Annotated in this window: 47 protein-coding genes; 4 read left to right on the top strand and 43 right to left on the bottom strand. The window is 67.2% G+C overall.

Annotation, left to right across the window (positions count from 1 at the left end; translation table 11 throughout):
* Positions 1-160: 160 nt before the first annotated feature.
* From AB0F88_RS39995 to AB0F88_RS39935, 13 genes are all read right to left on the bottom strand, one after another.
* Positions 161-946: a hypothetical protein gene (locus tag AB0F88_RS39995; protein WP_362696541.1), complete on the bottom strand. Its 786-nt coding sequence runs from the start codon at positions 944-946 to the stop codon at positions 161-163.
* Positions 947-1,296: 350 nt separating this feature from the next.
* Positions 1,297-1,611 carry a hypothetical protein gene (locus AB0F88_RS39990; protein WP_362696539.1) on the bottom strand — a complete coding sequence of 105 codons (315 nt, stop codon included), beginning with the start codon at positions 1,609-1,611 and terminating at the stop codon, positions 1,297-1,299.
* Between the two features lie 44 nt (positions 1,612-1,655).
* Positions 1,656-1,889: a hypothetical protein gene (locus tag AB0F88_RS39985; protein WP_362696537.1), complete on the bottom strand. Its 234-nt coding sequence runs from the start codon at positions 1,887-1,889 to the stop codon at positions 1,656-1,658.
* Positions 1,886-2,188 carry a hypothetical protein gene (locus tag AB0F88_RS39980; RefSeq protein WP_362696535.1) on the bottom strand — a complete coding sequence of 101 codons (303 nt, stop codon included), beginning with the start codon at positions 2,186-2,188 and terminating at the stop codon, positions 1,886-1,888. Before AB0F88_RS39980 ends, AB0F88_RS39985 begins: the two co-directional genes overlap by 4 nt.
* 16 nt (positions 2,189-2,204) lie before the next feature.
* Positions 2,205-2,495 (bottom strand): hypothetical protein, encoded by a 291-nt coding sequence (locus AB0F88_RS39975; RefSeq protein ID WP_362696533.1) that lies wholly within the window; start codon positions 2,493-2,495, stop codon positions 2,205-2,207.
* Positions 2,496-2,569: 74 nt separating this feature from the next.
* On the bottom strand, positions 2,570-2,782 hold the full coding sequence (locus tag AB0F88_RS39970; RefSeq protein WP_362696531.1) for a hypothetical protein: 213 nt from the start codon (positions 2,780-2,782) through the stop codon (positions 2,570-2,572).
* Complete coding sequence (locus AB0F88_RS39965) at positions 2,782-3,039, bottom strand: hypothetical protein (protein WP_362696529.1); 258 nt, start codon at positions 3,037-3,039, stop codon at positions 2,782-2,784. The genes AB0F88_RS39970 and AB0F88_RS39965 overlap by 1 nt, the downstream gene beginning before the upstream one ends.
* Positions 3,040-3,247: 208 nt before the next feature.
* Positions 3,248-3,454 carry a hypothetical protein gene (locus AB0F88_RS39960; protein ID WP_362696527.1) on the bottom strand — a complete coding sequence of 69 codons (207 nt, stop codon included), beginning with the start codon at positions 3,452-3,454 and terminating at the stop codon, positions 3,248-3,250.
* Between the two features lie 110 nt (positions 3,455-3,564).
* A complete protein-coding gene (locus tag AB0F88_RS39955; RefSeq protein ID WP_362696525.1) occupies positions 3,565-4,023 on the bottom strand; it encodes a hypothetical protein in 459 nt (152 codons plus the stop codon).
* A 26-nt stretch (positions 4,024-4,049) separates the two neighbouring features.
* Positions 4,050-4,265: a hypothetical protein gene (locus AB0F88_RS39950; RefSeq protein WP_362696523.1), complete on the bottom strand. Its 216-nt coding sequence runs from the start codon at positions 4,263-4,265 to the stop codon at positions 4,050-4,052.
* A gap of 28 nt (positions 4,266-4,293) precedes the next feature.
* Positions 4,294-4,548, bottom strand: coding sequence for a hypothetical protein (locus AB0F88_RS39945; RefSeq protein WP_362696521.1), 255 nt, complete (start codon positions 4,546-4,548; stop codon positions 4,294-4,296).
* A gap of 46 nt (positions 4,549-4,594) precedes the next feature.
* Positions 4,595-4,759 carry a hypothetical protein gene (locus AB0F88_RS39940; protein ID WP_362696519.1) on the bottom strand — a complete coding sequence of 55 codons (165 nt, stop codon included), beginning with the start codon at positions 4,757-4,759 and terminating at the stop codon, positions 4,595-4,597.
* Positions 4,760-4,843: 84 nt separating this feature from the next.
* Positions 4,844-5,080 carry a hypothetical protein gene (locus AB0F88_RS39935; RefSeq protein WP_362696517.1) on the bottom strand — a complete coding sequence of 79 codons (237 nt, stop codon included), beginning with the start codon at positions 5,078-5,080 and terminating at the stop codon, positions 4,844-4,846.
* A 129-nt stretch (positions 5,081-5,209) separates the two neighbouring features.
* On the opposite strand from AB0F88_RS39935, the gene AB0F88_RS39930 reads away from it, so the two are divergent.
* Entirely contained in the window at positions 5,210-5,488 is a 279-nt protein-coding gene (locus tag AB0F88_RS39930; RefSeq protein WP_362696516.1) for a hypothetical protein, read from the top strand.
* Positions 5,489-5,492: 4 nt separating this feature from the next.
* Here AB0F88_RS39930 and AB0F88_RS39925 read toward each other — a convergent pair whose 3' ends face one another.
* The 13 genes from AB0F88_RS39925 to AB0F88_RS39865 form a co-directional block, all read right to left on the bottom strand.
* Positions 5,493-5,726, bottom strand: coding sequence for a DUF6011 domain-containing protein (locus tag AB0F88_RS39925; RefSeq protein WP_362696514.1), 234 nt, complete (start codon positions 5,724-5,726; stop codon positions 5,493-5,495).
* Positions 5,723-6,076 (bottom strand): hypothetical protein, encoded by a 354-nt coding sequence (locus tag AB0F88_RS39920; protein ID WP_362696512.1) that lies wholly within the window; start codon positions 6,074-6,076, stop codon positions 5,723-5,725. The genes AB0F88_RS39925 and AB0F88_RS39920 overlap by 4 nt, the downstream gene beginning before the upstream one ends.
* On the bottom strand, positions 6,069-6,377 hold the full coding sequence (locus AB0F88_RS39915) for a hypothetical protein (RefSeq protein WP_362696510.1): 309 nt from the start codon (positions 6,375-6,377) through the stop codon (positions 6,069-6,071). The genes AB0F88_RS39920 and AB0F88_RS39915 overlap by 8 nt, the downstream gene beginning before the upstream one ends.
* Before the next feature lie 215 nt (positions 6,378-6,592).
* Positions 6,593-6,955: a hypothetical protein gene (locus AB0F88_RS39910; RefSeq protein WP_362696508.1), complete on the bottom strand. Its 363-nt coding sequence runs from the start codon at positions 6,953-6,955 to the stop codon at positions 6,593-6,595.
* A complete protein-coding gene (locus AB0F88_RS39905) occupies positions 6,952-7,356 on the bottom strand; it encodes a hypothetical protein (protein WP_362696506.1) in 405 nt (134 codons plus the stop codon). The genes AB0F88_RS39910 and AB0F88_RS39905 overlap by 4 nt, the downstream gene beginning before the upstream one ends.
* Positions 7,357-7,416: 60 nt before the next feature.
* Positions 7,417-7,776, bottom strand: a complete 360-nt coding sequence (locus AB0F88_RS39900) for a hypothetical protein (protein WP_362696504.1) — start codon at positions 7,774-7,776, stop codon at positions 7,417-7,419.
* Positions 7,777-7,802: 26 nt separating this feature from the next.
* Positions 7,803-8,117, bottom strand: coding sequence for a hypothetical protein (locus AB0F88_RS39895; RefSeq protein ID WP_362696502.1), 315 nt, complete (start codon positions 8,115-8,117; stop codon positions 7,803-7,805).
* 141 nt (positions 8,118-8,258) lie between these two features.
* Positions 8,259-8,588 (bottom strand): hypothetical protein, encoded by a 330-nt coding sequence (locus AB0F88_RS39890; RefSeq protein ID WP_362696500.1) that lies wholly within the window; start codon positions 8,586-8,588, stop codon positions 8,259-8,261.
* Positions 8,585-9,811: a site-specific DNA-methyltransferase gene (locus AB0F88_RS39885; protein ID WP_362696498.1), complete on the bottom strand. Its 1,227-nt coding sequence runs from the start codon at positions 9,809-9,811 to the stop codon at positions 8,585-8,587. Before AB0F88_RS39885 ends, AB0F88_RS39890 begins: the two co-directional genes overlap by 4 nt.
* Positions 9,812-10,038: 227 nt before the next feature.
* A complete protein-coding gene (locus tag AB0F88_RS39880; protein ID WP_362696496.1) occupies positions 10,039-10,674 on the bottom strand; it encodes a hypothetical protein in 636 nt (211 codons plus the stop codon).
* 28 nt (positions 10,675-10,702) lie between these two features.
* The gene (locus AB0F88_RS39875) at positions 10,703-11,479 is read right to left on the bottom strand and encodes a GIY-YIG nuclease family protein (protein WP_362696494.1); all 777 of its coding nucleotides are present in this window, start codon (positions 11,477-11,479) and stop codon (positions 10,703-10,705) included.
* Positions 11,476-12,177 (bottom strand): ATP-binding protein, encoded by a 702-nt coding sequence (locus AB0F88_RS39870; RefSeq protein ID WP_362696492.1) that lies wholly within the window; start codon positions 12,175-12,177, stop codon positions 11,476-11,478. Before AB0F88_RS39870 ends, AB0F88_RS39875 begins: the two co-directional genes overlap by 4 nt.
* Positions 12,178-12,179: 2 nt before the next feature.
* A complete protein-coding gene (locus AB0F88_RS39865; protein WP_362696490.1) occupies positions 12,180-13,151 on the bottom strand; it encodes a hypothetical protein in 972 nt (323 codons plus the stop codon).
* Positions 13,152-13,376: 225 nt separating this feature from the next.
* On the opposite strand from AB0F88_RS39865, the gene AB0F88_RS39860 reads away from it, so the two are divergent.
* Positions 13,377-13,574, top strand: a complete 198-nt coding sequence (locus tag AB0F88_RS39860) for a hypothetical protein (RefSeq protein WP_362696488.1) — start codon at positions 13,377-13,379, stop codon at positions 13,572-13,574.
* Between the two features lie 5 nt (positions 13,575-13,579).
* On the opposite strand, the gene AB0F88_RS39855 is transcribed toward AB0F88_RS39860, so the two are convergent.
* From AB0F88_RS39855 to AB0F88_RS39775, 17 genes are all read right to left on the bottom strand, one after another.
* The gene (locus tag AB0F88_RS39855; RefSeq protein WP_362696486.1) at positions 13,580-13,834 is read right to left on the bottom strand and encodes a hypothetical protein; all 255 of its coding nucleotides are present in this window, start codon (positions 13,832-13,834) and stop codon (positions 13,580-13,582) included.
* Between the two features lie 869 nt (positions 13,835-14,703).
* Positions 14,704-15,444: a hypothetical protein gene (locus tag AB0F88_RS39850; protein ID WP_362696484.1), complete on the bottom strand. Its 741-nt coding sequence runs from the start codon at positions 15,442-15,444 to the stop codon at positions 14,704-14,706.
* A complete protein-coding gene (locus AB0F88_RS39845) occupies positions 15,441-15,872 on the bottom strand; it encodes a hypothetical protein (protein WP_362696482.1) in 432 nt (143 codons plus the stop codon). The genes AB0F88_RS39850 and AB0F88_RS39845 overlap by 4 nt, the downstream gene beginning before the upstream one ends.
* A 21-nt stretch (positions 15,873-15,893) precedes the next feature.
* The gene (locus AB0F88_RS39840; RefSeq protein WP_362696480.1) at positions 15,894-16,391 is read right to left on the bottom strand and encodes a WhiB family transcriptional regulator; all 498 of its coding nucleotides are present in this window, start codon (positions 16,389-16,391) and stop codon (positions 15,894-15,896) included.
* Entirely contained in the window at positions 16,388-16,585 is a 198-nt protein-coding gene (locus AB0F88_RS39835; protein WP_362696478.1) for a hypothetical protein, read from the bottom strand. Before AB0F88_RS39835 ends, AB0F88_RS39840 begins: the two co-directional genes overlap by 4 nt.
* A gap of 261 nt (positions 16,586-16,846) precedes the next feature.
* Complete coding sequence (locus tag AB0F88_RS39830; RefSeq protein ID WP_362696476.1) at positions 16,847-17,185, bottom strand: hypothetical protein; 339 nt, start codon at positions 17,183-17,185, stop codon at positions 16,847-16,849.
* Between the two features lie 52 nt (positions 17,186-17,237).
* Positions 17,238-17,636 (bottom strand): hypothetical protein, encoded by a 399-nt coding sequence (locus AB0F88_RS39825; protein WP_362696474.1) that lies wholly within the window; start codon positions 17,634-17,636, stop codon positions 17,238-17,240.
* Positions 17,637-17,641: 5 nt separating this feature from the next.
* Positions 17,642-18,001: a hypothetical protein gene (locus AB0F88_RS39820; protein WP_362696472.1), complete on the bottom strand. Its 360-nt coding sequence runs from the start codon at positions 17,999-18,001 to the stop codon at positions 17,642-17,644.
* A 121-nt stretch (positions 18,002-18,122) separates the two neighbouring features.
* Positions 18,123-18,497 (bottom strand): hypothetical protein, encoded by a 375-nt coding sequence (locus AB0F88_RS39815; RefSeq protein ID WP_362696470.1) that lies wholly within the window; start codon positions 18,495-18,497, stop codon positions 18,123-18,125.
* On the bottom strand, positions 18,494-18,850 hold the full coding sequence (locus tag AB0F88_RS39810; RefSeq protein WP_362696468.1) for a hypothetical protein: 357 nt from the start codon (positions 18,848-18,850) through the stop codon (positions 18,494-18,496). The genes AB0F88_RS39815 and AB0F88_RS39810 overlap by 4 nt, the downstream gene beginning before the upstream one ends.
* On the bottom strand, positions 18,843-19,595 hold the full coding sequence (locus AB0F88_RS39805) for a hypothetical protein (RefSeq protein ID WP_362696467.1): 753 nt from the start codon (positions 19,593-19,595) through the stop codon (positions 18,843-18,845). The genes AB0F88_RS39810 and AB0F88_RS39805 overlap by 8 nt, the downstream gene beginning before the upstream one ends.
* Before the next feature lie 163 nt (positions 19,596-19,758).
* Positions 19,759-20,259, bottom strand: a complete 501-nt coding sequence (locus tag AB0F88_RS39800; RefSeq protein ID WP_362696465.1) for a hypothetical protein — start codon at positions 20,257-20,259, stop codon at positions 19,759-19,761.
* Positions 20,260-20,353: 94 nt separating this feature from the next.
* Complete coding sequence (locus tag AB0F88_RS39795) at positions 20,354-20,785, bottom strand: hypothetical protein (RefSeq protein WP_362696463.1); 432 nt, start codon at positions 20,783-20,785, stop codon at positions 20,354-20,356.
* On the bottom strand, positions 20,785-21,084 hold the full coding sequence (locus AB0F88_RS39790) for a hypothetical protein (RefSeq protein ID WP_362696461.1): 300 nt from the start codon (positions 21,082-21,084) through the stop codon (positions 20,785-20,787). Before AB0F88_RS39790 ends, AB0F88_RS39795 begins: the two co-directional genes overlap by 1 nt.
* A 133-nt stretch (positions 21,085-21,217) precedes the next feature.
* The gene (locus tag AB0F88_RS39785) at positions 21,218-21,613 is read right to left on the bottom strand and encodes a hypothetical protein (protein WP_362696459.1); all 396 of its coding nucleotides are present in this window, start codon (positions 21,611-21,613) and stop codon (positions 21,218-21,220) included.
* 13 nt (positions 21,614-21,626) lie between these two features.
* Positions 21,627-22,055, bottom strand: a complete 429-nt coding sequence (locus AB0F88_RS39780) for a hypothetical protein (RefSeq protein ID WP_362696457.1) — start codon at positions 22,053-22,055, stop codon at positions 21,627-21,629.
* Positions 22,052-22,339: a hypothetical protein gene (locus tag AB0F88_RS39775; protein ID WP_362696455.1), complete on the bottom strand. Its 288-nt coding sequence runs from the start codon at positions 22,337-22,339 to the stop codon at positions 22,052-22,054. The genes AB0F88_RS39780 and AB0F88_RS39775 overlap by 4 nt, the downstream gene beginning before the upstream one ends.
* A gap of 166 nt (positions 22,340-22,505) precedes the next feature.
* Here AB0F88_RS39775 and AB0F88_RS39770 point away from each other — a divergent pair, with 166 nt between their 5' ends.
* Both AB0F88_RS39770 and AB0F88_RS39765 read left to right on the top strand, forming a co-directional pair.
* The gene (locus tag AB0F88_RS39770) at positions 22,506-22,706 is read left to right on the top strand and encodes a hypothetical protein (protein WP_362696453.1); all 201 of its coding nucleotides are present in this window, start codon (positions 22,506-22,508) and stop codon (positions 22,704-22,706) included.
* The gene (locus AB0F88_RS39765; protein ID WP_362696451.1) at positions 22,699-23,295 is read left to right on the top strand and encodes a GIY-YIG nuclease family protein; all 597 of its coding nucleotides are present in this window, start codon (positions 22,699-22,701) and stop codon (positions 23,293-23,295) included. Before AB0F88_RS39770 ends, AB0F88_RS39765 begins: the two co-directional genes overlap by 8 nt.
* Positions 23,296-23,298 lie beyond the last annotated feature (3 nt).

Here is a 23,298-nt window from a genome sequence, read left to right as displayed (position 1 = left end):
ACGTTCTGGCAGGACGTCGAGCAGTAGATCGAGTCTTCCCGCGGGTGCTCTCTCCCCCGTCCGTCGTCCTGCCACCGGAACTCGCGTCCGCAGTCTGGGAGAGCGCAGATCTTCACATCGGGCAGGGAGCCTCGGCCTCGACAAGTAGGGCAGGACTCGCTCACGACGCGCGCCGGCGAACCTTGGCGGCCTCGATGGTCTCGTGGGCGCGGCCCTCGTACTCTTCGACGGTCATGACCATGGGCCCGCCGCGGGATGCTCCGCAGTCGCGGTTACGGCACTCGATGCGGTCTTCGCCCTCGATCTGAGACAAGGTCGCGAGATGGCACTGAGGGCAGCGTAGCTGCTTCGACATGCGGCGTGGGCGGGTCTTCGCCGCGGAGGACAGGCGGTTGTGCCAGTACAGGACACCGGTTCCGAAGCCTTCGGAGAAGTCAGGGCGGGTGAGGATGTCGTCCAGGTGGGTGAGGAACCAGGCGACAGACGAGGTGAGGGCGGGGGCTGCTTCTCCGCGGTGCGGCGACGTGGGCCAGCCGCGCGAGGACCGGTACTCGTTCTCCCACTCGCGGAGCCAGCGGATCAGCTCGTCGCAGTCATCGTGGGCCGGCGACGGAGAGTTTGGTTCCGGCGATGACGACACCCGCTCGTTGAGGTTGATCGACCCGTGGCCATCGCCCGCGAGGAAACGCAACGCCATCTGTTCGTCGAGGTCAGCGAGAGCGGAGCGGATCGCTGCGGAGTCGGAGAGGCACCAGATGGGTGTGCCAGCGTTCCAGCGGAGCGTCGGCTCGACGGGCTGTGCCGGTTCGGGGCCGCGGGTGTCCTGGTCGGTGGCGTGGATCCAGGCGTTCGTCTCGGCCTGCCAGGCGGCGAGAGCGCGGGCGTGCTCTTCGGCCCTTCGGCGCTGGCCTGCATTGCAGCGGCCGATACAGACGCGGTCGGACATTGGTGGCCTCCCCGGGGTCGTACGCTTACGGGAAGACTCACGTGATGGTCGGGTCTGGTGGGGTTGGCGGGCGGTCCTCCGGTGGGCGGGGGGCCGCTTTCCGTTTTCTAGCGCTCGGCGCGTTCCAGTTCTTCCCGGCCGAGGTGGACGAGCCAGTCGCCGACGTCGACCAAGTCCGCCGGTGCGAGCGGGACTGCCATCACGATCAGGTACGACGCGCCCGAGCGCGGACCGCGGTGGAGCTCAATGCCAGGTAGGCGCGGGTGAGAGACGACGAGAGACAGCGGAGACTCGACCACAATGATCGCTATTGTCTCAGCCCGCGCGGAGACGGGCGGTCAGGTCCTTGCTCAACGGTCCTCCTCGGTGGTGTTCAGCGGCGCCCATGGTGGTCTGGGGTCGTACAGGAGGGACGCCTCGGTGAGGACCGGGCAGGTGTCGGTTCGGGTCGTCCAGTGGGCGTCGAGGTATTTCACGGTGTGGCCTCGCGGCGGGGTGAAGTGATTCTCGTCCGTGTTGTCGCCTGCGGGTGGCCACGGCCAGAAACCTTCCTGACGGCAGTGCGGGCACAGGGCTCGGACGCTGTCCTTACCGGGATCCCGCCACCTGCTGTAGTCGCCCTCGCGGCGCTCCCACACCTGCCCGCAGTCGAGGCACGTCCACACGTCCGGAGTTCCAGGTCCTACGGGTGGAGAGCAGTGGTGGGCGGTCAACGGTCCTCCTGGGGGTCGGGTTCGTCGAGCATGTCGCGGATCTGGTCGGAGAGCCCGCGTGCCTCGTCCGGGGTGACCTCCACCACGATGCAGCGCTTCCATCGCGCTCGGGTGTGGAGCTCGACGAAGACGCGCCCACCCGATCCGGTCAGGGACACGTCGGAAGCGGTGACGTCGCGAAACATCCACCACCAGCGGGCGCGGTCCAGCAGGGACGGGCGGGGCTTCACTGCGCCTCCGGGGTGTCGAGGTCGGCGAGTCCACAGTCGCATGCCTGGGCGACCCAGGAGCGGCAGCCTCGGCGGTGGGAGGCGTACTCCCGGAGACGCTGCAGGGTATCCACGGGCGGGGCGGGAACGATGACCATGCCGTGCTCGGCGAGAGCGGCAACGTTCTGCTCAGCATGGCGCCGGCACACCTCACACGGGGTTTCACGTCCGTAGCGGAGGCCGCTGCAGCGGGACCAGGCGATGACCTCGGCGGGCGTCAAGTCTGCGGGAGCTGTGTCGAGCTGGTCGACGGTCAGCATCAGGGCGGTTCTCTTCTCAGATCTCGCGGGCGGCCAGGACACCATGTCCTGGCGCTTCGTCTTCGCTGACGATGGTGAACCCCTCGTGGTCGACGAGCATCTGGCGCAGCGTGTCCAGGGTGGTGCGGGACGGGGCGTGGACTTCGAACGTGCCGTCCGCTGCCCGGATGGGTGTGCCGTCAGCGTCGGAGGTGAAGTAGGCGTACACGACGGCGATGGTGTCGGCTGCGTGCCGTACCCGCCACTCCGGGGCGTCGGCCTCGTGAGCGGCGACAGCGACGGTGAACACCTTGTGCGTGGGGCTCATCGGGTCAGTCCTTCTGCGTAGAGGTTGGATCCAGTTTGGCGGGTCGGCCCGTAGGAGGCGGGCCGACAACGGTGTCAAGGCTCGGTGGGCGGATCGGGGACGACGATCCACTGGTGGTCGCGGATGTCGTTGATTCGGCCGGTGGCCGCTATGAACTGGGCGGTCCGCCCCCGGTAGGTGACCGTGGCGTAGCGGCGGCCAGCCATGATGACCTTGCCAGGCCAGCCGTCTTCCGGTGAACCGTTGACGTCGAAAACGCGGACTTCCTGGCCAACGTGATAGGGCATCAGGCCTCCTCGGTGTCGGTGGGGAACACGGCGCCCAGACTCGCGACGAAGTCGGCGAGCACCGTCTCCGCATGCGCCTGAAGCCTCTCCGAGCTGGTGGACCTCCAGGAGCGGACCCCGGAGACTGGCAGGTCCGTGTGGAGCCGGAAGGACGGCTTCCCGCTCGTCGAGTTGTCCTCAATGGCGAACAGCGAGCGGGAGCCGACATGACCGTTCTCGGTGCCGTAGTTGGTTGTGGTCCAGACGATGCGGGACATGGTCAGGTCTCCTCGGGGTTCAGGGGCGGGTGGTCAGGACGGTGACGAGCGCCACCACGACCAGGCCGGCGGCGAAAGCGCGGGCGAACTGGCGGGGCGTCCGGGGGAAACGCATGGGGGCTCCGTTCAAGATCGGTGGGGGTGGTGTTGGTGCCCTTCCCGCGCCACGAACGCGAGCCCAGCCGAACTGGGAGAAGGGCTGAGCAGGTCAGTCGGCTACGTCCCACGAACCGTCGAGGTAGTTGTTCTGCCAGTCCTCGTAGGCTTCGTCGCCTGCCTTCTCCTGCTCTTCGGGGGACATCTCCTCCCACTCCTCGACTGTGATCCCCGTGTCGATGACCTCGCGGCGGGAGCTGCTGGCGTTGTAGCTCAGGCCCAGGCTGACGTTCAGCTTGATCGTCTCTTCGTCGCTCATATCGTTCTCCTTGATCGGTTGGGGGTGGTGGTCGAGTGCTCTCTCTTGCGTCTGAGGCTGTCCGACCAGGAACACCGGAAGAGAGAGCCGGGGGTCGGGGGGAAATCGGATCAGTACTCCAGCGGCAAGGCGTTCCCTGCCGTCATCTCGGCGTACTCCTCAGCCGTCTGTCCCGCCTCCTCCAGCCGCTTACGGAACACCGGGTCGTAGGTGGCCTCGCACGTCAAGACAGCCACCTCGACATCGCGGGGCAGGTGATGGACATAGCCGTTGTCTTGCTTGAGGCAGTCCCAGCACCAGCCGCGCGAGGAGATCTGGTGCATGCCGCCGCCATGCGTGCCCGGCAACCACCAGTAGGGCGACCCGCCGCAGTAGGTGACCATGTAGGTGTCGTTGCTCAACACGTCGATGCTGGCGCCGAGGTTCCCCGACAGCACGTCGGCCACGCGTAGCACCTTGAGGAACGCCATCTCCTGCTCCACGTGAAGGAACGGCAGCGATCCGCCATCGCCTCCGAGTCCGCCGCGCTCGCACAACCGGTAAGTCGCCTGTTCGGCCAAGAGCGTCATCACTTCTCCTCTGGGGGTAGGGCGGGTCAGTTCTCGGGGATGGGCCAGCTCTCGACTTCAGCGGCGACGGCGAGAATCACGTCGCTGAGGTCGAAGGGGAAGGACAGGTCATGCCGGGCGATGAAATCGCGCTGGGCGAGAACGTTGGCAACCTTCAGACCGCCGATCTCTCTGAGGCGGGCGGCGACCTTCTGGCGCTCGTCGTGCCGGACTGCCTGGATAGCGAACTGCGTGGGGTCCATGTCGGTTCTCCTCAGTCGTGGGGGCGGATCAGGTGGTGCGGGCCGAGTTGATCGTGCGGATGGCGTCCAGACGCATCCTGTCCACCGTCGCGGGGCCGGCGTAGTCCGCGGCGGGGATGTCCACCCGCAGAGCGACCTTCTCGAAGAACTCGACCATGGTGGCGGTGGCGTGCACGTACGTCCTGCGCTCCTCCCTGCTGAACGGGCACAGGGACCAGGACGGGTCGGTCTCGACTGCGTCGAGCAGGTCGGTGAGGGAGGCGGCGAGCGGGAGGGCGGTCATCGGTTCTCCGGTTCGTTCAGGCGGGCGGGGGTCTGTCTGTCAGGGCTTAGTCCGACCACTCGCTGGAGGCGTTGACGTCGCGGTGGGGGCCGTTGTGGTCGGCGTCGAGGCTGCACGAGAGGTCCCAGGTGCCGGCCAAGCCGACGCGGAACCACGAGGCGGGGCACGTTCCCAAGGGCGGCGTCGGCGTCTCGGCGACGGTGGCATTCAAGGCGATCTCCGTTCAGGGGGTCGGTCTGGTCGGGTGGTCTGCCCGCTGCTCCGCCCCGAACGGAGCCTCAGACAGACCACCCGATCAGGCAGCGGTGAGGAGGGCGATCGCGTCCTGGTACAGGTGGACGGCGGTCTCGGACTCGCCCTTGGCGGCGAGGGCGTCGGCGATGCGGGCGATGCGGTTGGACTCGGCGAGGAGGGCGTCGCGGTCGACCTCGGCGGGGCGGGCGGCCTGCGCGTCAGCGGCGAGGTCGGTGATGAGCTGGTTGGGGCGGGCGGAGGCGATGATGTCGGCGAGGAGGGTGCGGGGGGCGGTCATGTCGTTCTCCCTTGGTCGCTGCTATTGATATGACCGTAGCGGAATAGTCACGCTTGCTGCAACTGATTTACTACATTCATCGGGATCGGATCCCTACTCCCGCCGAGATTCGACCTATACACTCGGCTCATGAAGGACCCCCGCCAAGACGTCGTCGGATCACACGAGATCGTGGCGCGCGCCCGCGACGAGCTCGGTGCTGAGCTGCGCCGAGAGACCGTCAACAACTGGAACTTCCGCCGCAAGCAGTGGGAAGCCGCTGGTCGCCCCGCTCGGCGAGCGCGTGATGAGCCCATGCCTGCGCCCATCACGACCGTGTCTGGGCTGGACGCGTGGGACTGGCCAGAGGTCGCGGCGTGGATCAAGCGCACCGGGAAAGACCAGCCTGCCAAGAAGCTCGCCGAGTAGCCCTTCACGTCTCCTCCTCGGCGAGTAGGTCTTCCTGTCCCTCGACGGATCCGCCGGCCCGCACCCCGCCCAACCTCACCCGAGGAGACGACGCGGGCAGGAGGCCAAGGCGTCTCGCGCAGTCCTCGCCCCACCCCAACGCGATCCACCGGGGGTCGTACAGGGGGCGGCGGCATTCCCGGCACCGGCCCCGGACAGGAACGTCCGGGGCTTCCTCGCCTTCGGTGAAGAGGGTCACCGGGGCTCCGGCGGGTCGAGGAGCGCGAGAGCGGCGCCGGGCGCGCACTTCCCCGGCATGTTCACGATCGTCTCGGCGATCAAGTCAGCCGTCGCGGGGTCCGTGGCGGCCAGGGAGCGGGCGAGAGCAACGACGCGGGTGAGCGCTTCCTGAGCGCTCTCCAGCGCCTCCCCAGCCTCCTCGGCGCGTGCCTGCCACACGTCACCCACCTGCTTGATCGTGTCAGCGACGGCCTCGACGAGGTCCTTGTCGGGCGATACCGGGCCGAGGTGGACCTGATCGACGATGTCCCACAGCTGGCCCTGCTCGTTTTCCAAGCGCGCGTAGCGCTGGCGGAGGTCGTCAGGCATCGGGCGTCTCCCGGTCTCGGAGAGCATCAGCAACCGTGTGACCGTTGCAGGTGACGTGAGGTGCGGCAGCGCGGGCCAACTGCAGCGCGAACTCCTCGCTGTGGCGATGGGCGACACAGCTCGGATCGATCACCCAGGCGCCGCCAGAGGTCAACGCGAGCAGGCCGTCGCTGGCCGACCATCGCCCGTCCCGGTGACGTTCCACGATGACCTTGAAGTTCTTGTACTCGGGATGGCCCAGTGGGAGACAGGACACCTCGTAGCGGGTGACGCGAACCTCAGGCTCAGGGATCTCAGACATTCCGCGTCTCCCGGCCTCCGAGAGCGTGGACGACAGCCTCACGAGCAGCGGTGATGGCGGTGGCATACGGGCCCCACCCGGTGCGAGACCGGTTCCGGTAGGCGCTCAGAACCTGCCGTTGCACAGCGCGGGGCACGAGTGCCCAGTCGTCTGCGCACATCAGTAGGCGGTTGGGGATCTTGGTGTCGCAGTGGTCGGCGGCGCAGGGGTGGAAGTCAGCGGACATCGGGGAGCCTCCTCGGGGTGTTTCGGCGCGACGGTTGGAGGAGCGGCCAGCCAGCGGTCAGGCGCTCAACCGCCGGAGGATCGGGCGCCTCCCCGACCGGTTCGTAGTCGGCAGCGAACTCGGCCGGCGAACACACACGCAGGGCTCCGTCGCGGTCTCGGACGACCCAGCGGTCTTCGCCGAGACTCACCCACGACGTGGGAGTGACCTGCACGAACGCGACGTCTTCAGCGTTCGGATCGGGCCGGTACTCGAAGCGGTTCCCCGCGAAGTCATGCAGTTCCGTGAGGTTGTTGCCGTCCCACTGAACAGCGGACACCTCTGCGGGGCGGGTCTGGTAGCGGCGGATCACAGCGTCTTCCCGTCCTGCTCGGCGAGGTCTGCGGCAGCGGCGTACTGGGCTGCGAACTCGCGTGCTTCCTCGGGCGACAGATCGTCGGCGTTGAGCATGGACATCAAGACAACCCGCCCGTTCTGGACCCAGCCCTCTTCGCGGAGCTGGTCAAGGTCGGGCTTGATGAGGGTCATGGTGGTGCCGTTGTCGAGCCACTCGAAGCGGGTAGCGCCTCCGTGTCCATGGACGTGGAGTGCGTCGTCAATGTGGCTCCAGTGGACGATTGAGGGGCGGTCTCCTCGCCAGCGGATCGACACGGTGTTGTCGGGCCAGAGAACGCCGTCGGCGACGATGCCGACGCCGGACACTCCGGTGACGTCGCGGTCTCTGACGAGCTGAAAACGGCGAGCTTCACTCATTGGTGATCTTGTCCTTTCGGGTTGTGTGCCTGTCCGGCAAGACACCGGACAGGACAGGGGTCAGGCGGAAGTGGCGCGGATGCGCTCAGGCTCGACGCGCTCGGTGTCATCCACCGCGCCGAGGTCGTTGAGGATCTTCACGAGCCCAGCGAGCGTGGTCGGTTTCGCCTCGCTGATCGCCTTGAAGAACTCTGGGATCTGCTCGAACGCGGCAAACGCTTCGTTGAAGATGCGCAGACGGATCGAGGGGCGCCGCGGGCCGAGGTCGGCCTCCTCAGCGATGAACTCCCAGGCGCAGCCTCCGCCTCGGGATCTGGCCACGACGCTCAGTCGCGGGACGTCGATCACACCGGGGACCTTCGCGTACCACGCCTCGTGGGCGATGACGTAGGTCAGGTAGCAGTCGTCGGGCAGGTCCATCAGGGGTTCCTTTCGGGGGTCAGGTGCTACGCGGGGGCGGGCAGGTCGAGGCCGTCGAGGAACTCCGGAACGTCGGCGCCATGGTCGAGAAGGACCCTCACCGCCGCGTCGGATCCGAGCTCCCGGTGGGCGCGTAGAGCGGCGTGGAACAGGTCGATGAGACTCGCGGTGGCCTTCCCGCAGTCCTGGGCGGCGCGGGCGGAGCGGGCCACGTCGGCGGCCACGACCGAGAGCACTGAGTCGGTGATGCAGTCGGGGCACTTTTGGGGTTGCTCGCACTCGGCGTGCAGGACGGCCTTACGGATCTGGTCGCGGAGGCTGGTGGTCGCCTGAACGGTCATCTGATCTTCCTTTCGTGGCTGCTTGTCGATCTTGTTTTCGGTTGGAGCCCCAACCTGCGAACTGGTGTGCGGCTCAGAGGGCCGTAGAAGCCCGGACGAATTCGGGTGGAAGCCGTGGACCCGCGAGACGTGCGCGTCGCTCTACGGCGTCGCTGGGGGCTCTCCCGGGGCGTCTGAGACAGGAGAGGCAGACGCGGCTTCCCGGTTGGCGTCGAGGACCGCACGGATACACGACCGCTCGATGTCGCCGATGACGGACGCCATGAACCGCTTGCCGCGCGGCGTGAGCGGCACAGTGGTCTTGAGAGCGGTGATCCCGTCGATGCCGGTCCACTCGTAGTCCTCGGGGTGGATGCCCACGCTGAACTGGAGGGTCGCGGCGCGGCCGTCGTCGCACAGAGCTCGGTAGTCGCGGCGGGCCCGACGCCACTCCAGGCGGTCGCGGACCAGAGTGCGGATACGGCGGATCATGCGACTACCTCGCCAAACAGGTCGGCCTGTCCTGCAACCTGCGGAGGCGGCTTAGGCAGGCCAAGAGCGCGGGCACGCTCTCCCGGGTCTGCGGTGCGCCAGGCGGCGATACGGCAGTAGTCCGCGGACCGGTCGACGGTGACGCCGCGGCGTCCGAGCGCCGCGGCGACGAGCGCCGTGGTGCCAGTGCCGCCGAACGGGTCAAGGACGACGGCTGGCCGGGTGGGTGCTGTCGGTTCGGGACAGGCGCAGGCGTAACCGAGGAGCAGTCGCGGATTGGCCGCGCGGTGGGCGTAGAACTTCTGACCGGTGGCACCTACGTGGTTACGGAACTCGCGGTCGGGGTTGTTGTCGCTGCCGGTCCCGGACCCCTGGACGATGGGTGTGCGGGGCTGATCGCAGGCGAGACAGATGCCGGTTGGGGACCAGCCAGCGATGATGCGACGTGGCCACTCCATCGGGAACGCGGCGAAGTGATCAACGGCCAGGTAGTCGGGTACACGGAGCGGCTGTGTGGCGATCTCCCACACCGAACCGGGCAGCGCGCCGAGCGGGTTGGCTGTGCTGCTCATTCCAGCGTTGGCCGCGATGAGCCGCTTGTCGGTGCGCTGGCGCCGAGACATGGCATGAGCCGAGGTGTCTGCGTGCGGCTGACGGATCTCGTCAACCGCCGAGAAGTACCGGGGCTCTTTGGTGAAGTGGAACCACTGCTCATGACTTCGCCGCACCCGGTCGGTGACGCTCTCGGGCAGCCCGTTCGTCTTGGACCAGATCACCTCAGCGCGCAAGATCAGGCCGAGGTCGTCGATGCAGCCGAGCGCGTACCGCCACGGCAAACCGGTCAACGACTTGGCGCGCACGCCGTACTCGATCGTCTGGCGCGCTGGCGCGTCTACGTAGCTCGCGGCCTGCGCCCTGTTAGCGCGCTGCCCGGACGCGCCTTGTGGTCCGAACTGGCCAGGGTTCTGTGCGTACTTGTCGCCCAGGTTCAGCCACAACGACCCCTCCGGCTTGAGGACCCTCATCCACTCCCGGGTGCAGTCGAGCAGGTTGTCGATGTACTCCCGTGGGGTGAGCTCGTCGCCGATCTGCCCGGCGTAGTGCTCGCCTCCGTCTTGGTACGACCTGAGGCCGAAGTAGGGCGGGCTGGTGACGATGAGATCCACGGACGCGTCGGGCAGTGGAAGCTGGCGGGCGTCGCCGCGGACGATCAGGGCGGTCATGCTTTCTCCTCAGCTTCACGATCTTGGGGCGGGTCCGGAGGTCCAGGACGAGACAGCACAGGCTCCACACCGAGCACCCCGTCCACGTCAGCGCCCAGAACCTCCTCGATCTCCCGGAACACCACCTCGGCCAGAGCTGACGGGGTGGACGGCGGTTTCGGCGGGGTTGGGCGCAGACGCTCAGCTTCGAGAGAGGCGAGACGGGCCTGGAGTTCGTCGTTCACGGCCTACACCGCGATGAACAGGTGAGGGAGTTCAGCGAGAGGTGCACGCAACTTGCGGTGTCGTTCCTGTCGTGCAGCCTCTTTGGCCACTTCTTCGGCCAGTGTCGACATCCATTCAGCCGCCGCCTTTGTGGGGGGCTGGAGGGGGGTGCGGTTCCACGCAGGGTTTGATTGGTTCAGCACCCTTCCCACGTACCAATCGATGTGGGAGATGATCGGCAAGCCACCACAACGCCAGTGCACTTCGAACTCAGTGGTCGTCGTCTTCGGCGGTTTGCCGCCAAAGAACTTCGTGCCGCCTTCCTGCTGGGTCTCCCATGCCACAGCGGTCATGAATTCGTTAGCGGCTTTCGACGTGTAGGGCCAGTTCACTTCGATGTCGACGGCCGAGCGCAACAGGTCGTTGCCGCGCTGCCACACGATGTGCCAGTGCTCAGGCCGGTCTCCGCACTTGTCGGGGTGGTAGTTGACGACGCCCCATGGCGTGCCGTTGAGGGCGCCTTCGTGGGCGATGAGTGGCTCCTCGAACAACTGCCGAAAGACAGACTGGGTGACCTGCTTGCCGGAGATAGTGAGGGTCTTCACCTGGACGGTGGCCGTGGTGATCTCGGCGTTGTGAGTGGTCAGGATCTTGGTCACTTGGAGTCCTTGGGGTCGGAGGTAGCGGCTAGCGCCAGGGCTGTGGCTTGCAGATGCAAGGGCCGTCGCAGTTCGGCATGAGTGCGAGCATTCGCTGGTAGACCACGTGTCCAGCCTCGGGAGAGCACAGCTCCGCGGGCGCGTCCCACCCCTTGCCGATCAGCACGTGGATGAAGCCGAGCGGACCGGTGAAGACGCTCTCCGGCCACAGGCTCACTTCGTCGGGGTCGTCGATCAGGGGGACGCCTGCGCAGAGGCCGGCTACCGCTTCGGTGATCGCTTTGCTGGACAGGCGTACTCCTCCGAGGAGGTCCAGCGCGTTGCCGACGCCGTACCAAAGCGCGTGCCCGCAGATGTATTCGGTGTCAGCGAATTTGGAGTCCTGGAGGTAGCCGTAGATGTCGAGGTACTGGTCGCCGATGTGGCGGAGGTACTGCTCAACTGCGAGGAGTTGCGGGTGGCTTGTGGCCAGACGGCACCATGCCGGGTCTGCGCTGGACAGGAGGCGTCCACGCTGGTCTCGGAAGTCGCCGCGAGGAGTGCGAACTGCCTGAGCGGCGTCGTTGTGGGCGACGTTCCACAGCGGACGCTCCTCTCGGATGGCCCGCCTCTCCGCGTCCAGGACCGCGGCACGGGTGGGCAGCTTCTCGATCCGGATGTTCGCGACCTCGGTCCACCACTCCTTGTCGCCGCGGTGCTTCTTGAAGCGGACGCCGGGGTCAGCGGTGATGCCCACGTAGAGGAGTACGCCGGTGGCGTCGTAGAACCGGTACAGCGCGTGGGGGGAGTTGTCGATCACGGTCACACACCCACCCGGCGGCGGTCCGCGCCCTGGAGGACAACCCGGTCGGTCATCTCGATCAGGCGGGAAGCGACCCGCTCGCCGAGCGCGTCGGACAGCTGCCTGGGCGGCACGTTGCTGGTGAACAGCGTCGGCAAGACCCGCTCATATCGCCAGTTCACGAGCCGGTAGTTGACCTCTTCGACCCACTCGGACGTCTTCGCGGCGCCGAGGTCGTCGACGAGGAGCATCTGGGCGTCAGCGAGGAGACGGAACTCGGTTTCGGAGTCGACGCCGTGTCGCGGCCGAAGGCGGGCGTACAGATCGGCGGCGGTGACGGCCTGCCACTTCGCGCGGATTCCGGTGGTCGCGAGGAGTCGAAGCGCGCCGAACGCCTGGTGGGTCTTGCCGACGCCGGTCGGGCCGAGGATCAGCAGCGACGGGCCAGAGTGAACCCAGTGGGTGACTCGCATCACGGAGTCAGCGACGCACTGGTCCATGATCCTGCGAACCCAGTCGACCACCGCCGAGTCGTCGGCCATCGCGTCGGCGTACCGGGCGGGGATGTGCTTGTCGGCGTACTCCAGGGCGAGGCGGGTCTGCTCGGCCTTGCCGAACGGGTCGTCGTCGACCACGGGCGTCTCGGCGATCGCTTCGGGGTCAACGCCCTTACGGCGGAAGATCTCCGCGATGTCGGCACGCAGGGGCTTGGGATCGGTCATGGTCACATGTCCTCGAAGTAGACGGACGGGTCTTGGGGATTGCGGTACGGCTGGTGACCGCCGGTGCCGGTGGGGCGGAGCTGATGAACGTTGCTCGGCCGGTCCTTGGCCCAGCCCTGCTGGCGGAGCATCCAGGTCTCCCACGACCGAACCCAGCCAGGCCTCTTGACCTGCGGTTTTTCAGGGTCGGTGAAGTGGCGGATGAACAGTTCGGTCTGGGTGCCGATATCGACGAGGGGGCACTTGTCCCGGGCCCAGGCCAGCATTCCGGCGTCTGGTGCGAAGTCGGGAGAGAGGGGAATCTTGGGAGTCGCGGGCCGCTTGGCTCGTTTCGACGACTTGGGGGCTCGCGGCGCAGCCGCGTCTTCCATCTTCAAGAAGTCTTCGTCAGCGGAGTCGTTGGGAAGTTCAACCCCTCCCACACCCTCCTCTACCTTGGCGGCTCGTGTAGGCGGACCCTTTTTCTGGTCATTGGGTCCGCCTGTCCGGACCTCATCGTCGTTCTTAGCGTCCTGCAGTCCGGACCCAAACATTATTTCGGTCCGGATAGCCGGACCCTTTGATTCCGGCTCAGCGTCCTGCAGTCCGGACCCAAAGTGTTCACTTTCGGTCCGCGTAGCCGGACCCTTTTCCGGATCCTCAGACGTCCCAATGAGGTCCGAACAGGCGGACCCATTAACGGCGGCGGCATAGACCGCGGTACTCCCCTTCTTCCCCGCCGAGACGCGAATCAGGAGCCCCTGATTCACCGCCTCCTGAACCCTCTCGGAGACCCGCGCCTTCCCCCGCCCGATGCGCACTGCGAGATCCTCGCGGGGCACCGAGACGCGGCCAGTCGCGTCCATCTCTTCGACTGCCATTGAGATCAACAGCAGTTTCACCGACTCGGTGATGTGGGGGGTCCGGAAGACCTCACGCAGCCATCGAGCACGGAACGTGCCGTCAGTCAGGCCGTTGAGGGTTTCGTCGTTCACGTGGGCGGCTCTCTCTTGGTGCCGATGGCGCTCTTACGGGTTGGGCGAGAGCGGCGTCTGTCTTCGTTTGAGCACGTCGAATAGACCTCCTGGCGTGGGCGTAGAACCCCATATCCACGAGGCGACTTGATCCAAGCGTGGATATCCACGATGATAGTCACCATGGATATCCACGGCAAACCGCGACGTCAGAATCTTGGATACACACGGGCTACCATTGGCCGCATGAAGGAGACCCACACGCCACATCGCCCCATCAGGGTCGATGACGAGTTGTGGGAGAAGTTCGGCCAGCTCGTCGGGGAGCGCAACCGGGCGGCCATCGTCCGTGAGTTCATCCGCTGGTTCGTGCGCGAGCGCGGAGCCAAGCTCCCCCGCCGCCCGGACGCCGGCGACTCCTCCGGCTCTCCTGCTTCTGACTGAGCCGTTCACCCCTCCACCCCCTCGACGCCAGCGGATGCTTGCCGCGCGCCGCCCTGGGCGAGGTCGCCAGCGATGTGTTCCAACGCGATCACTGCGATAGCCCGCGGGTCGTCGTAGATGAACCCGTGATCCTCCGCGTGCCGGCACTCCCGCCAGAGGACGTCGACAAGCGGATCTGTGTAGCCGGGCCGGTCCTCTCGTAGTGCGTCGGCGCGGGCCTGGAGACGTGCAGCGGCGCTTTCGGGAAGTTCGTGGATCACGCGTTCACCTCCTTCGGTGGGTGGGGTGGGCGGTGAAGCCCACCCCAGGGGGACGTCAGGTCAGGGCCGGGCTGGCGAGATCAGGGCTGACTAGTCGGGTCGGGGAAGGCAAGGCTTGCTCCGGGCTGGGGAGAGTGGTCGGCATAGGGTCGGCGCGGATGGAGCGGAATGGGCAAGTCGGCGGGGTTCGGTGTGGCAAGGGATGGCCTGTCGGATCGGGAAAGGGCTGACTAGGCATGTCGGTGCGCGACGAGACGGCAGGAGTTGAGAAGTCGACTTGGGTCGGCGCGGGCGGGGTAGAGATGTCGGCTTGGCTGGGTGTGGGCCGGGAAGGCATGTTGGGTCGGCACGGCATGGGATGGCAGGGGTCGAGAAGTCGGAAGGGGCCGGAATCGGGCGGGCGAGGCTTGTCGGAACGAAGGGGCATGGTGTGCCGCGGCTCGGGTTGGCGTGTCGGCGGGAATCGGGTTGGCTCGGGTTGGCAGGTCGGAGTGGCTTGACTTGGCCGGATACGGCTTGACCTGTCGGCTTGGATGGAGCAGGCGTGACTGGGCCCGTCGATGCGTACAGGAAGGCAGTGGATCGGCTTGTCGGCTCGGGCAGGCTGGGGGTGGCAAGACATGTCGGTAAGGCTCGGCGGGGATCGGGTAGGCGTAGGCTCGTCGGCTTGGCTTGGCTTGGCTTGGCTTGGCTTGGCTTGGCTTGGCTTGGCTTGGCTGGGGTGGGAGTGGCAGGGCATGTCGGCATGGCTGGGCCTGGCGCGGGTAGGCTTGTCGTCTTGCATTGGCTAGCCGTATCAGTGGTCGACGGCGTCGCAGGAAAGGCCAGCGTCAACCGCTGACCTCCCCGAAGGTGTTGCCTGCCTGACATCAGGGCATCCGGTCGAACGCGAGCAGCTCGAACTTGCCGTCACTCCGGCCGCGGTCGGAACCGATGCCGATGTCTTCGCCGCGTTCCCAGATGCGGCCCCATGCTTCGTTGCTCAGGAAGTCGTCGTGGACTTTCAGCTCGAACTCCAGCAGCGGGCATTCGACGTACTCGACCCGGTTGATCGAAGAGCGAGGGCCTTGCGCGGTCATGACGTGCTTGATGCGCTCCTCCACCCCCGTGGGCTCAGTCACCCCCAAGCCGATGTAGGGCTTAGTGATGAACACCCGCTCAGATGACGTCGACATCAGCCCTTTGCGGAAGCCCTTCGGTAGCGGCCGGCCGACGGCGGGTTTCCTGGTGAACTTGTCGTCCCAGTCCGTTCCGGGGTACGCAGAATTGGCCCATTCCTTGATCGCGGCTTTCATGCAGCGCGTCTCATACGCCAGCTCACCGGAGCCGGGAATGCGTTTGAATCCGTTGATGTTCGGGGCGGCCTCGGAGTCCATGAGCGCCTCAGCGAGGGCGTCCGCGGACGGCTGCCCGTTGGGAAATCGTTCGGCGAGGGTCTTGTCCACCAGCTCTTGAAGGTCGCGGTCACCGATGTCCATCCGGGACTTCAGCCAGCCCTTGATGACCGACGGTGAGGACGGCACCCCGCCCACGATCTTGTCGAGGACCTGCATCTGCACCCGGTACCGGGCCACACTCGTGGAAGTCCCAAAGATGTCGACCGCGCTCATTCGCCGACCGCCTTGCGGGTGATGTGGTCGGCGGGGAGCTGTACGAGGTGCCGCGGCGACTGGGCGACCTTCAGCGCCGCTTTCAGTTCCGCTTTCTCTCGCCGCTCGGCGTCGAGCTTCGCCTGGAGCTCTGCGACGTGCTCCGCCTGCTGCGGTGTCAGATCCACCTCGGGGTCGAACTCCATCTCAACCCGAGTCCTACGGACCGCTTGGACGCCTTGCCCGTACCGGACGACGGCCGCCATCACATCCGTAGCGCCTTCCATCGCCCGGAACGCGTCGAACAGCTCTCGCGGCGGCCTCCCCTCAAGGGAGTAGCCCGCGATCGTCTCCAGGTCGGCCCGTAGCCTCGGGTTCCCCTGGATCTGCGCCACCACCGCGTCGAACTCACCCGCGGTGTAGTCCTGCGGAAGTCTTCTTCTTGCCATGTCTCTATTCCTCGGTCTCGATCAGGCAGTACTGGAAGCAGGGCGGCTCAACTGGCGCCCGCGCCGGCGAATGGACCGCAACTCCCGCGCATCCACACGGAGCTCCGCAGCCGCGTCCGCCAAGAGGCGCCCCTTGCGGTCCATGAGGTGGACGCTCGCCGTGTACAGGTCCGCTTCACGCTTGGTGAAGCCCTGCGATGCGGGCACGGGCGGCGGCGCGGCTTTGCGGGTTTGGCGGCGGCGTTCCCCGCGGCGCTCTTCCGTCGTCTCCCCGCCCCATACGCCTGCGGGCTGGCCGGTGGCCATCGCGTACGCCAGACACGCGGTACGCACCCCACAGGGGCGACACACCCGCTTGGCTTTCTCCTCCCGAACATCACGGTCCGCTTGCCGCTCACCGTCTGGGCCGAAGAACAGGCCGAGAGGCTTGTCTCGGCATTCGGCGTCATCTCGCCAAGCGAGCGAGGCATGGTGCACGGTTCGGCGAGCGACTCGGCCTATCCCCTGCGTTGCCGTCATCGGTTGCCTTCCTGCTTGCGGGGAGAGCTCGTCAGATGCCAGAAGGTGCCGCACTGGTAGGCGCGCATGCACGCATCCGGGTGCAGGGCTCGACCAGCTCGCTTCGCCGCCCTGCGGGTCCCGTACGACTTCTTGCCGCATGTGGTGCAGGTGCCGATCTGCAGGCTGAGAGAGGAGATGTTCCAGCTAGTCACGACCCGTCTCCGTTCGGTTCTGTTCGGAGGCGTTCCGGAACGATCCGGAACTGTCCGGTCCCATCCGGAACCGTCCGGGAGGATCCGGCAGCGTCCGGTGACGTCCGGCCCTGTCCGGCGGTCTCCAAAGCTGTCCGGGCAAGAGCAGCCATCGCCGACACCCGGTACCGCGCTTGCGTGGGTGCGGAGGAGTCGGCCGCGGCGCGTTCCAGACACTCGACGTGGCGGGCGAGGCGGTCGAGGTCGTCTGTCAGCGTGGTCTCAGGCACGGGTCAGCTCCGCCCTGCCGACGAACACGCCCGCATGGCCGGTCTTCCGCTGCACCCACGCCGCAGCCTCAGCGTGGTGCTCAGGGTCGGCGCACACGTACGTTGACGCGTGCCCCTGCGACAGGTCCGCCGACGCGAGATCCGCCGGCCACGACACCCGCCCCACCATGCGGCCACACCAGAACCCGCACGGCTCCTCACCCGCGGGCGGGCGGCCCGAACCAAGGCAGATGGAACCGTCCGTGAGGTGGCGGTGGATCAGCTCGTCGTGGGTGAGCGCGTACTCGAAGCCGCAGGAGCGGCAATCAGCGCGAGGACGAACACCGGTCACGATTGCTCTCCTTCGGGGTGTTCGGGGTGTGGTCCGGTACAGGGGTGGGGCATCACGCGACCTCCGCGACGTCGAACAGCGACACCAGTTCGTAGGTCCGCGGTACGGTTTCGGGCTCCGGAGCAGCCGAAACGTGGCGGTTCGGGCAGACCCATCGGCATCGACGGTCGGCGAGCCACACCATCGCGTCGCGGCGACGGCGGGTGCTGGCCGCGCTGGCGGTGGGGTGCTCGTAGTCGGCGGTGAAGCTCTGCACCTGCCAGCGGCGGTTGGTGATGTAGGTCTCGCAGGAGGCGAGCGGCTGGATGCGGTGGCATGACGGGTCGCCTGCGCAGTTGAGAGGTGCGCCCCACTGGCAGGGGCAGTGGGTGTCGGGGTGTTCGTCGCGGGCTTTACGCATGGTCGCGGGCCAGACGTGCTCACGTACCCAGGCCCCGGACTCTTCCGTCATCGGCGTCATGCCGCACCCCCGAACAGGTCGAGTTGCGCTTCGTGGCAGCCGTCCGGGCAGGAGCACAGGACGTGGCACGCCCGATCGGCCAGCCACACCATGGCCGCAGTCGTGCAGACCGTCCCGCCGTGGAGCAGTAGCGGATGCTCGAAGCTGGCCGGCAGGTGCGCCACCCTCCCGGGCTTCGTCTTCGCGAGCGTCTCCCAGTGCGGTAGGTGCGCCATCCGGCGGCATGCCTCGTGGTCGCCGCGCTCGCAGAGCGGCACCCATTCGCACGGACACCGGAGATCCGGCAGTCGGCCGCCCCAGTACAGCCACTCCGGCCACACGTTGGCCCGCACCCACTCGGCTTCGTCGGAGGTCACGTCCTCTCCTCCTCTGGTGTGCAGGTGATGGTGGGCTCTAGCGGGTCAGGGGCGTAGTGGTGGAGCTGGTAGGCGACGACGGCCGCACCTACCAGCACCACCAGTCCGGGGAGGAGGCCGCTCAAGGCGTTGCCTCCGCTATGCGGGCCTCGACCTCACGCAGGCTCGCGAGGTGGCTTTCCGCGCGCTGAGAGGCGTCCTTAGCGCGTTCCAGCGCCCGGTCGCGGGCTTCCCTCAGGTCGGTGTTCGTCGCGGTCTGCGCGGCAACCTCAGCCCTCGCGGTGGCCAGTTCGCCGTGGGCGCGGATCAGTTCCGACGCCGCTCGGGACTGGCCGGCGTACACGCCGACCGCGACCCCGGCGGCGACGTTCACGGCGGCGGTGAGGAACATCGCCACTGCGACACCCCACACGCCCATGAACGCTGCGAGGAAGAACAGCGCCACGTGGGCGGTGAGAGCGACGATGATGATCGGCCGCAGCTTCTGGACCGTCACTGCTCCCCCTCCTGTGTGGTGGGAGAGGGAGGCCCCAACGCGGTAGCGAGGTCAGAGACGTAGACGAAACGGCGATCGGTTTCGTCGACCCATGCCCGGACATTGGCGACAGCGCGGAGCTTGGCCTCAGCGTTGTCTGCTCGGGTGCGGGCGAGCTCGTAGTCGATGCGGGCGGTGTGCGCGTCCTGGCGGGCCTCGACCAGGGCGGTGCGAAGGATCTCCACCGAGCGGAACAGCTGCCGGGCAGACATGTCCTCCGGGGCCACGGTCAGCGCGATCTTCTCCTCTACCGGAGGGCCGAACTCGGCTCGGAGGCTGACGGTGAGGTCGTCGAGGGCAGAGTGCTCAGCCACGGGTCTCCGCCTCTCCAGAGTCGCCCTGGTGGCAGGAGTGCTCGCACGGACCGCCCACACAGGAGTGGCACTTTCCGTCTCGGCAATCGGGATCGACAAGCGGCTCGGCGAGGCTCTCCGCCTCTCCAGAGGAGACAGACAGAGAGGCGTACAGCTCGTTGCAGGCGGCGATCTCCGCCTTCAACTCCGCGGTACGCTCCCGGCCGTAGTCGTCGGTCCGGTGCGCGTACATCTCCAGGGACTTGGCGCTCCGCGCGAGCTGTCCGGCAGCGGCGGCCCTCACGGCCTTGGGGGTCGCCCACACGTCGTCGAGGACCGGGGCGGTCTTCTCGGACAGGCAGTGGCCGACGTAGCTGTACACCGTCTCGATGCCCATGTCCGCCTTGCGGTCGTAGAACGCTCCTTTGAAGAAGACAGAGCAGCGACGGCGGCCCTGCTCGTCGAGGAGGTAGGACCACATCGCGTGGTCAGAGCCCTCTCGCGTCCATCCGGCGGGCAGTTCTGCGTGGCGGAACAGCGGATCCCCCTCGACCGCGGCGCCGAGCTTGAAGCCGAGCGCGGTCAGGTCTGCCTCGGTTCCGCCGTGGATCTCGGTCGGGATGACGGTGGAGTTGAGCAACTCCACCTGAGCCTGCTTCTCCTGCCGCTCAATCGCGCCAGAGGTCCCGCCCGTCCCCATCGCCTCTGCGAAGAAGAGGAGAGCGTCGGTGGTGTTGAACTTGCTGGTGTCACGGGGGCTGCTCATGGTGTGGGCTCCTGCGGGTACGGGTGGGTGGTGGAGGTCGGGGCGGGGTCCGTGACCGGAGGCGGCATCACCGGGTGCACGGCTCGGACAGGGCGAATGCGGCGACGTCCACGACGACCCGTGTGCGGGGCGAACACGCGGCACACCAGCTCTAAAGCACCCATCAGCGACGACCACCCTCCGCGCCGTTGAACTCGTCGTGCGCGGCCTTGAAATTCGCGATCAGCGCTTCCGGGTCCGCCGACAACTCCCCCGGCGCCGCGGGCTTCGCCATCGGAGAGTCCGCCCGGTCCGGGTTGCACAGGTGCCCGCCGTCCTTCAACTCGCGGCCGGCGTGAACCCAGCCGATGTCGCCGTACACGATGAGAGCTCCGCAGGCGCCGCACTTGGCGGGGGCGATAGGCGGGACGGGCTTGGAGTTCGTCTCGACGTCACGGAGCGCCTGGCGGATACCGGCGGCGTGTTCCTGCCATGCGGCGATCTCGCCCTGCAGCTTCGCGATGGCCGCTTCACGCTCGGCGATGGCGATGTCGGCCTTGTTCAGCTCCGGCTCAGCTGCGGTGCGGAACATGGCGACGATGGCGGGGCTGTAGACGAGGCGCTCGGGCGCTTCGGCGACGAGGTTCTGGACGGGGGTCTGAACGGGGGTCTGGGTCTTGCCCATTGCGGTGATCTCCATGGTTCGGGGTGGTGGTTGGATTGGTGAGCGGTCCCGGATCTCCTCGGCTCTAACGGGGAGATCCGGGACCGCTCCGACGTCAAGCAGGGGAAGCGCCTTCGGGGGCGATCACCCAGCACAGGCGGTGGCCGGCGGGCGCGAAGTGCTCCGCCATCAACTGGCCGCATTCGAACACCAGGTACGTGCGCCCGCGCCCGTCTTTCGCCGCCGCCTCGTGCTGGGTGGCGACGTCGGTGTTCAGCCCCCACACGCCGTAGGTGTCGGCCACGTTCAGGTAGCCGCACTCAACGTTTCCGTCGTGGGTGCGCCGTTCTGCTCGGACGGTGGTCGCGACCTGCCCGGTACGGACCTCAGGGCGGAGGCCGAACATCTCGTTGGCGGCAACCCACGTGTACGGCTGCCCGCCGCCGATCATCGCCCGGATGCGGTCGGCGACCAGGTCGAGGTTGTCGAAGGCGAGGAACCCGAACCAGCTATAGCCCTCGACGAGGCGCTGGTAATCGTCCGCCATCAGGCACCTCCGCCGATGGTGATAGGGGTGACGGTGTAGCCCGTGGCGTGCTCGTCGCCGTCGAACATCCACATGTCCCACGGCCCGTCCTGCTCGATCTCGTCCAGGAGGAACCAGCGGAACTCGACACCCTCGGGGTGCTGGGGGCGCTCAGCGTCCTCACACAGGCGGAACGCCTCCTCCTGCGTGTCGCGGACAGCGAGCACCTGGGAGTCAGCGGCGACCAGCCAGCGGGTCACCTGCTCGATAGCGGCGGGGATGTGGAGCGGTTCCCGCTCAACACCGGTGGTCTCAGACATGAGGGAAGTCCTTTCAGCGGTTCAGGGGGTGGGGAGGATCGCGGTGCGCCGCTCGCAGGTCGTCACGATGACCAAATTCGAGTTCGGACTCCACTGAGTTGGGCTGACGTGCGCTTATCCAGCGACAGGCCCGTCACTTCGCCTCCTCCCCAAGGGGAAGAGCAGCCGGAGCGGGGGTGAGTGCCTCGATGGTGAACCGGCCGCCGGAGTTGAACCCGCAGAAGATGAAGCCCTCCATGCCATCCAGGTCCACCGAGACATCGACGTCCTGGGACATGAGGTACGGCCGGACGTCGTCGTACACCTTCTCGGCGAGGTCGTCGGCCCCCGCCACGATGACGACGAGCGGCGGAACGTCCCGGCGGCGGCCGACCCGCTCGTACGTGACCCGGTACTGGGCCTGCGCCGGGCGGGTCTCGTCGAGGTAGGCGTCCACGCTCGGCGTCTCGACCTGCTCGGCGAACTCGCGGACGGGCGGCGGGGTGAGGTTGACCCGGTTCAGGTCAAGGCCGATGGTCTTCTCAGACATGCGCGGTCTCCGTTCAGGAGGAAGGGGGAAGCGGGAAGGTGTCGAGGACGTGGCGGGCGACAGCCAGGGCGGGCATCCACGTGGGAGTCATGGGGTCGTACTTGGCCAGCTCCGCCTCAGTGAGATCGCCAGCGAGGCGGTCAATCTCGTCGGCTGTCGCTTCGAGCCAGGCGGCGAGCAGTTCGGCGAGCGCGGGCGACATCAGAGCGATCCACGCCGCACTGCCTTCAGCCCTGCCGTCAGCCGGGACCTGACCTCGGGGCGGCGGAACCACCACGACGGCATCACGCGCCGGGGTGCTGATGACCGTCGTCGCCTCAGCCGTGCCACCGGCGACGTCCCACCACCACGGACCATCGAGGTTCCACGGCCACGGGGCGGCCTTCTTCGCGGTCGCCCGCACCTTGGATGCGGCGGCGCGAAGGACCTCAGCGGGGCTCACGACGCCTCCCCGTCCGTCTTCGGGCGGAGAGCAGCGGCTTCCTTGATGACGGCGGTGTAGGGGTCGGTGTGGCCGCACGGGTTGGTCCACACGTCCACCGAGTAGCGCGCGCCGTCGTCGACCTGGTTGAGGTTGTGGGGGACTCCGCGAGGGCCGTCGCAGACGGGGCAGTTCGCGGAGATCTCCACGGTGCGCACGATCGGGTTGGTCAGGCCGACGCCCCAGGGCGCTTCGGCGGACCGGTCGCGGACTCGGACCTTCATCGTCGTGGTCTGGTCAGACACGAGGACTCCTATCTGTGGGACGACTACGCGTCGTTTTCGTATTACAGATATACCGACACTTAGCCGTGTTCACAAGTGATTCAGGCATGTTACTGTCTTACAGAAACGTAGACGAGAAAGGAGGCCGCATATGATCCCGTGTACTCACACGCTCGGGAGATCAGCCATGCCGCGACCCAAGACAGGCGAGACTCCGGTCCGCAACGTCCGCCTCGGAGACGAGATCTGGGAGCAGGTCGAATGGATCGCGGGCGAGGACGGCACGAGCAACACCGCCGTCGTGAAGGAAGCGCTGCAGGAGTACATCGCCAAGCGGCGCCGCCTGTACCGCACGCAGCAGGCGAAGCTGAAGGCCGCCGATGAGTAACCACACGGCCCTGTACCGCTTCTACGACGAAGACGAGCGGCTTCTGTACGTCGGCATCACCGACGACCTCGACACCCGTTGGACCACCCACGCGGGCAACAAGCACTGGTGGCCGAATGTCGCCCGCAAGGCTGTCGAGTGGCACGACAACCGCGTCGCGGCAGCGAAAGCCGAACGAAACGCGATCATCGACGAGAGTCCGCTCTACAACGTCACTCACTCCCCGGAGTACGTCCGCCCGCGCCGAAAGATCAACATTCAGCGCCCCCATGGCCCCGCCCCCGCTGCGCCACTCCACGCCCTCGTGCTCAAGACCCTGAGCGAGCAGGGCCGTAGCCAGAACTGGCTGCACAAGCGAACTGGCGTCTCCAGGAACACGATTGCCTCGTGGAAGGCCCAGCCCCGCCCGCCTCAAGCCGGGACCGTGCTGACCATCGCCGACGCGCTCGGCCTCGACCGGGGCGAAGCGCTCCGCCTCGCTGGGGTCATGTCCGACACCAAAGCCGCCATCGAGGGGACGACGGTGGACCTCTCCGAGGTGGACATCGACGTGCTGCTCGCGGAGATCCGCCGCCGCGTTCTTGGCTGACAC

It is taken from the genome of Streptosporangium sp. NPDC023963 (assembly GCF_040639135.1).
Classification (GTDB): Bacteria; Actinomycetota; Actinomycetes; order Streptosporangiales; family Streptosporangiaceae; genus Streptosporangium.
The sequence above is the reverse complement of the archived record's forward strand: the minus strand, read 5'-3'. Positions and strand labels throughout refer to the sequence as shown.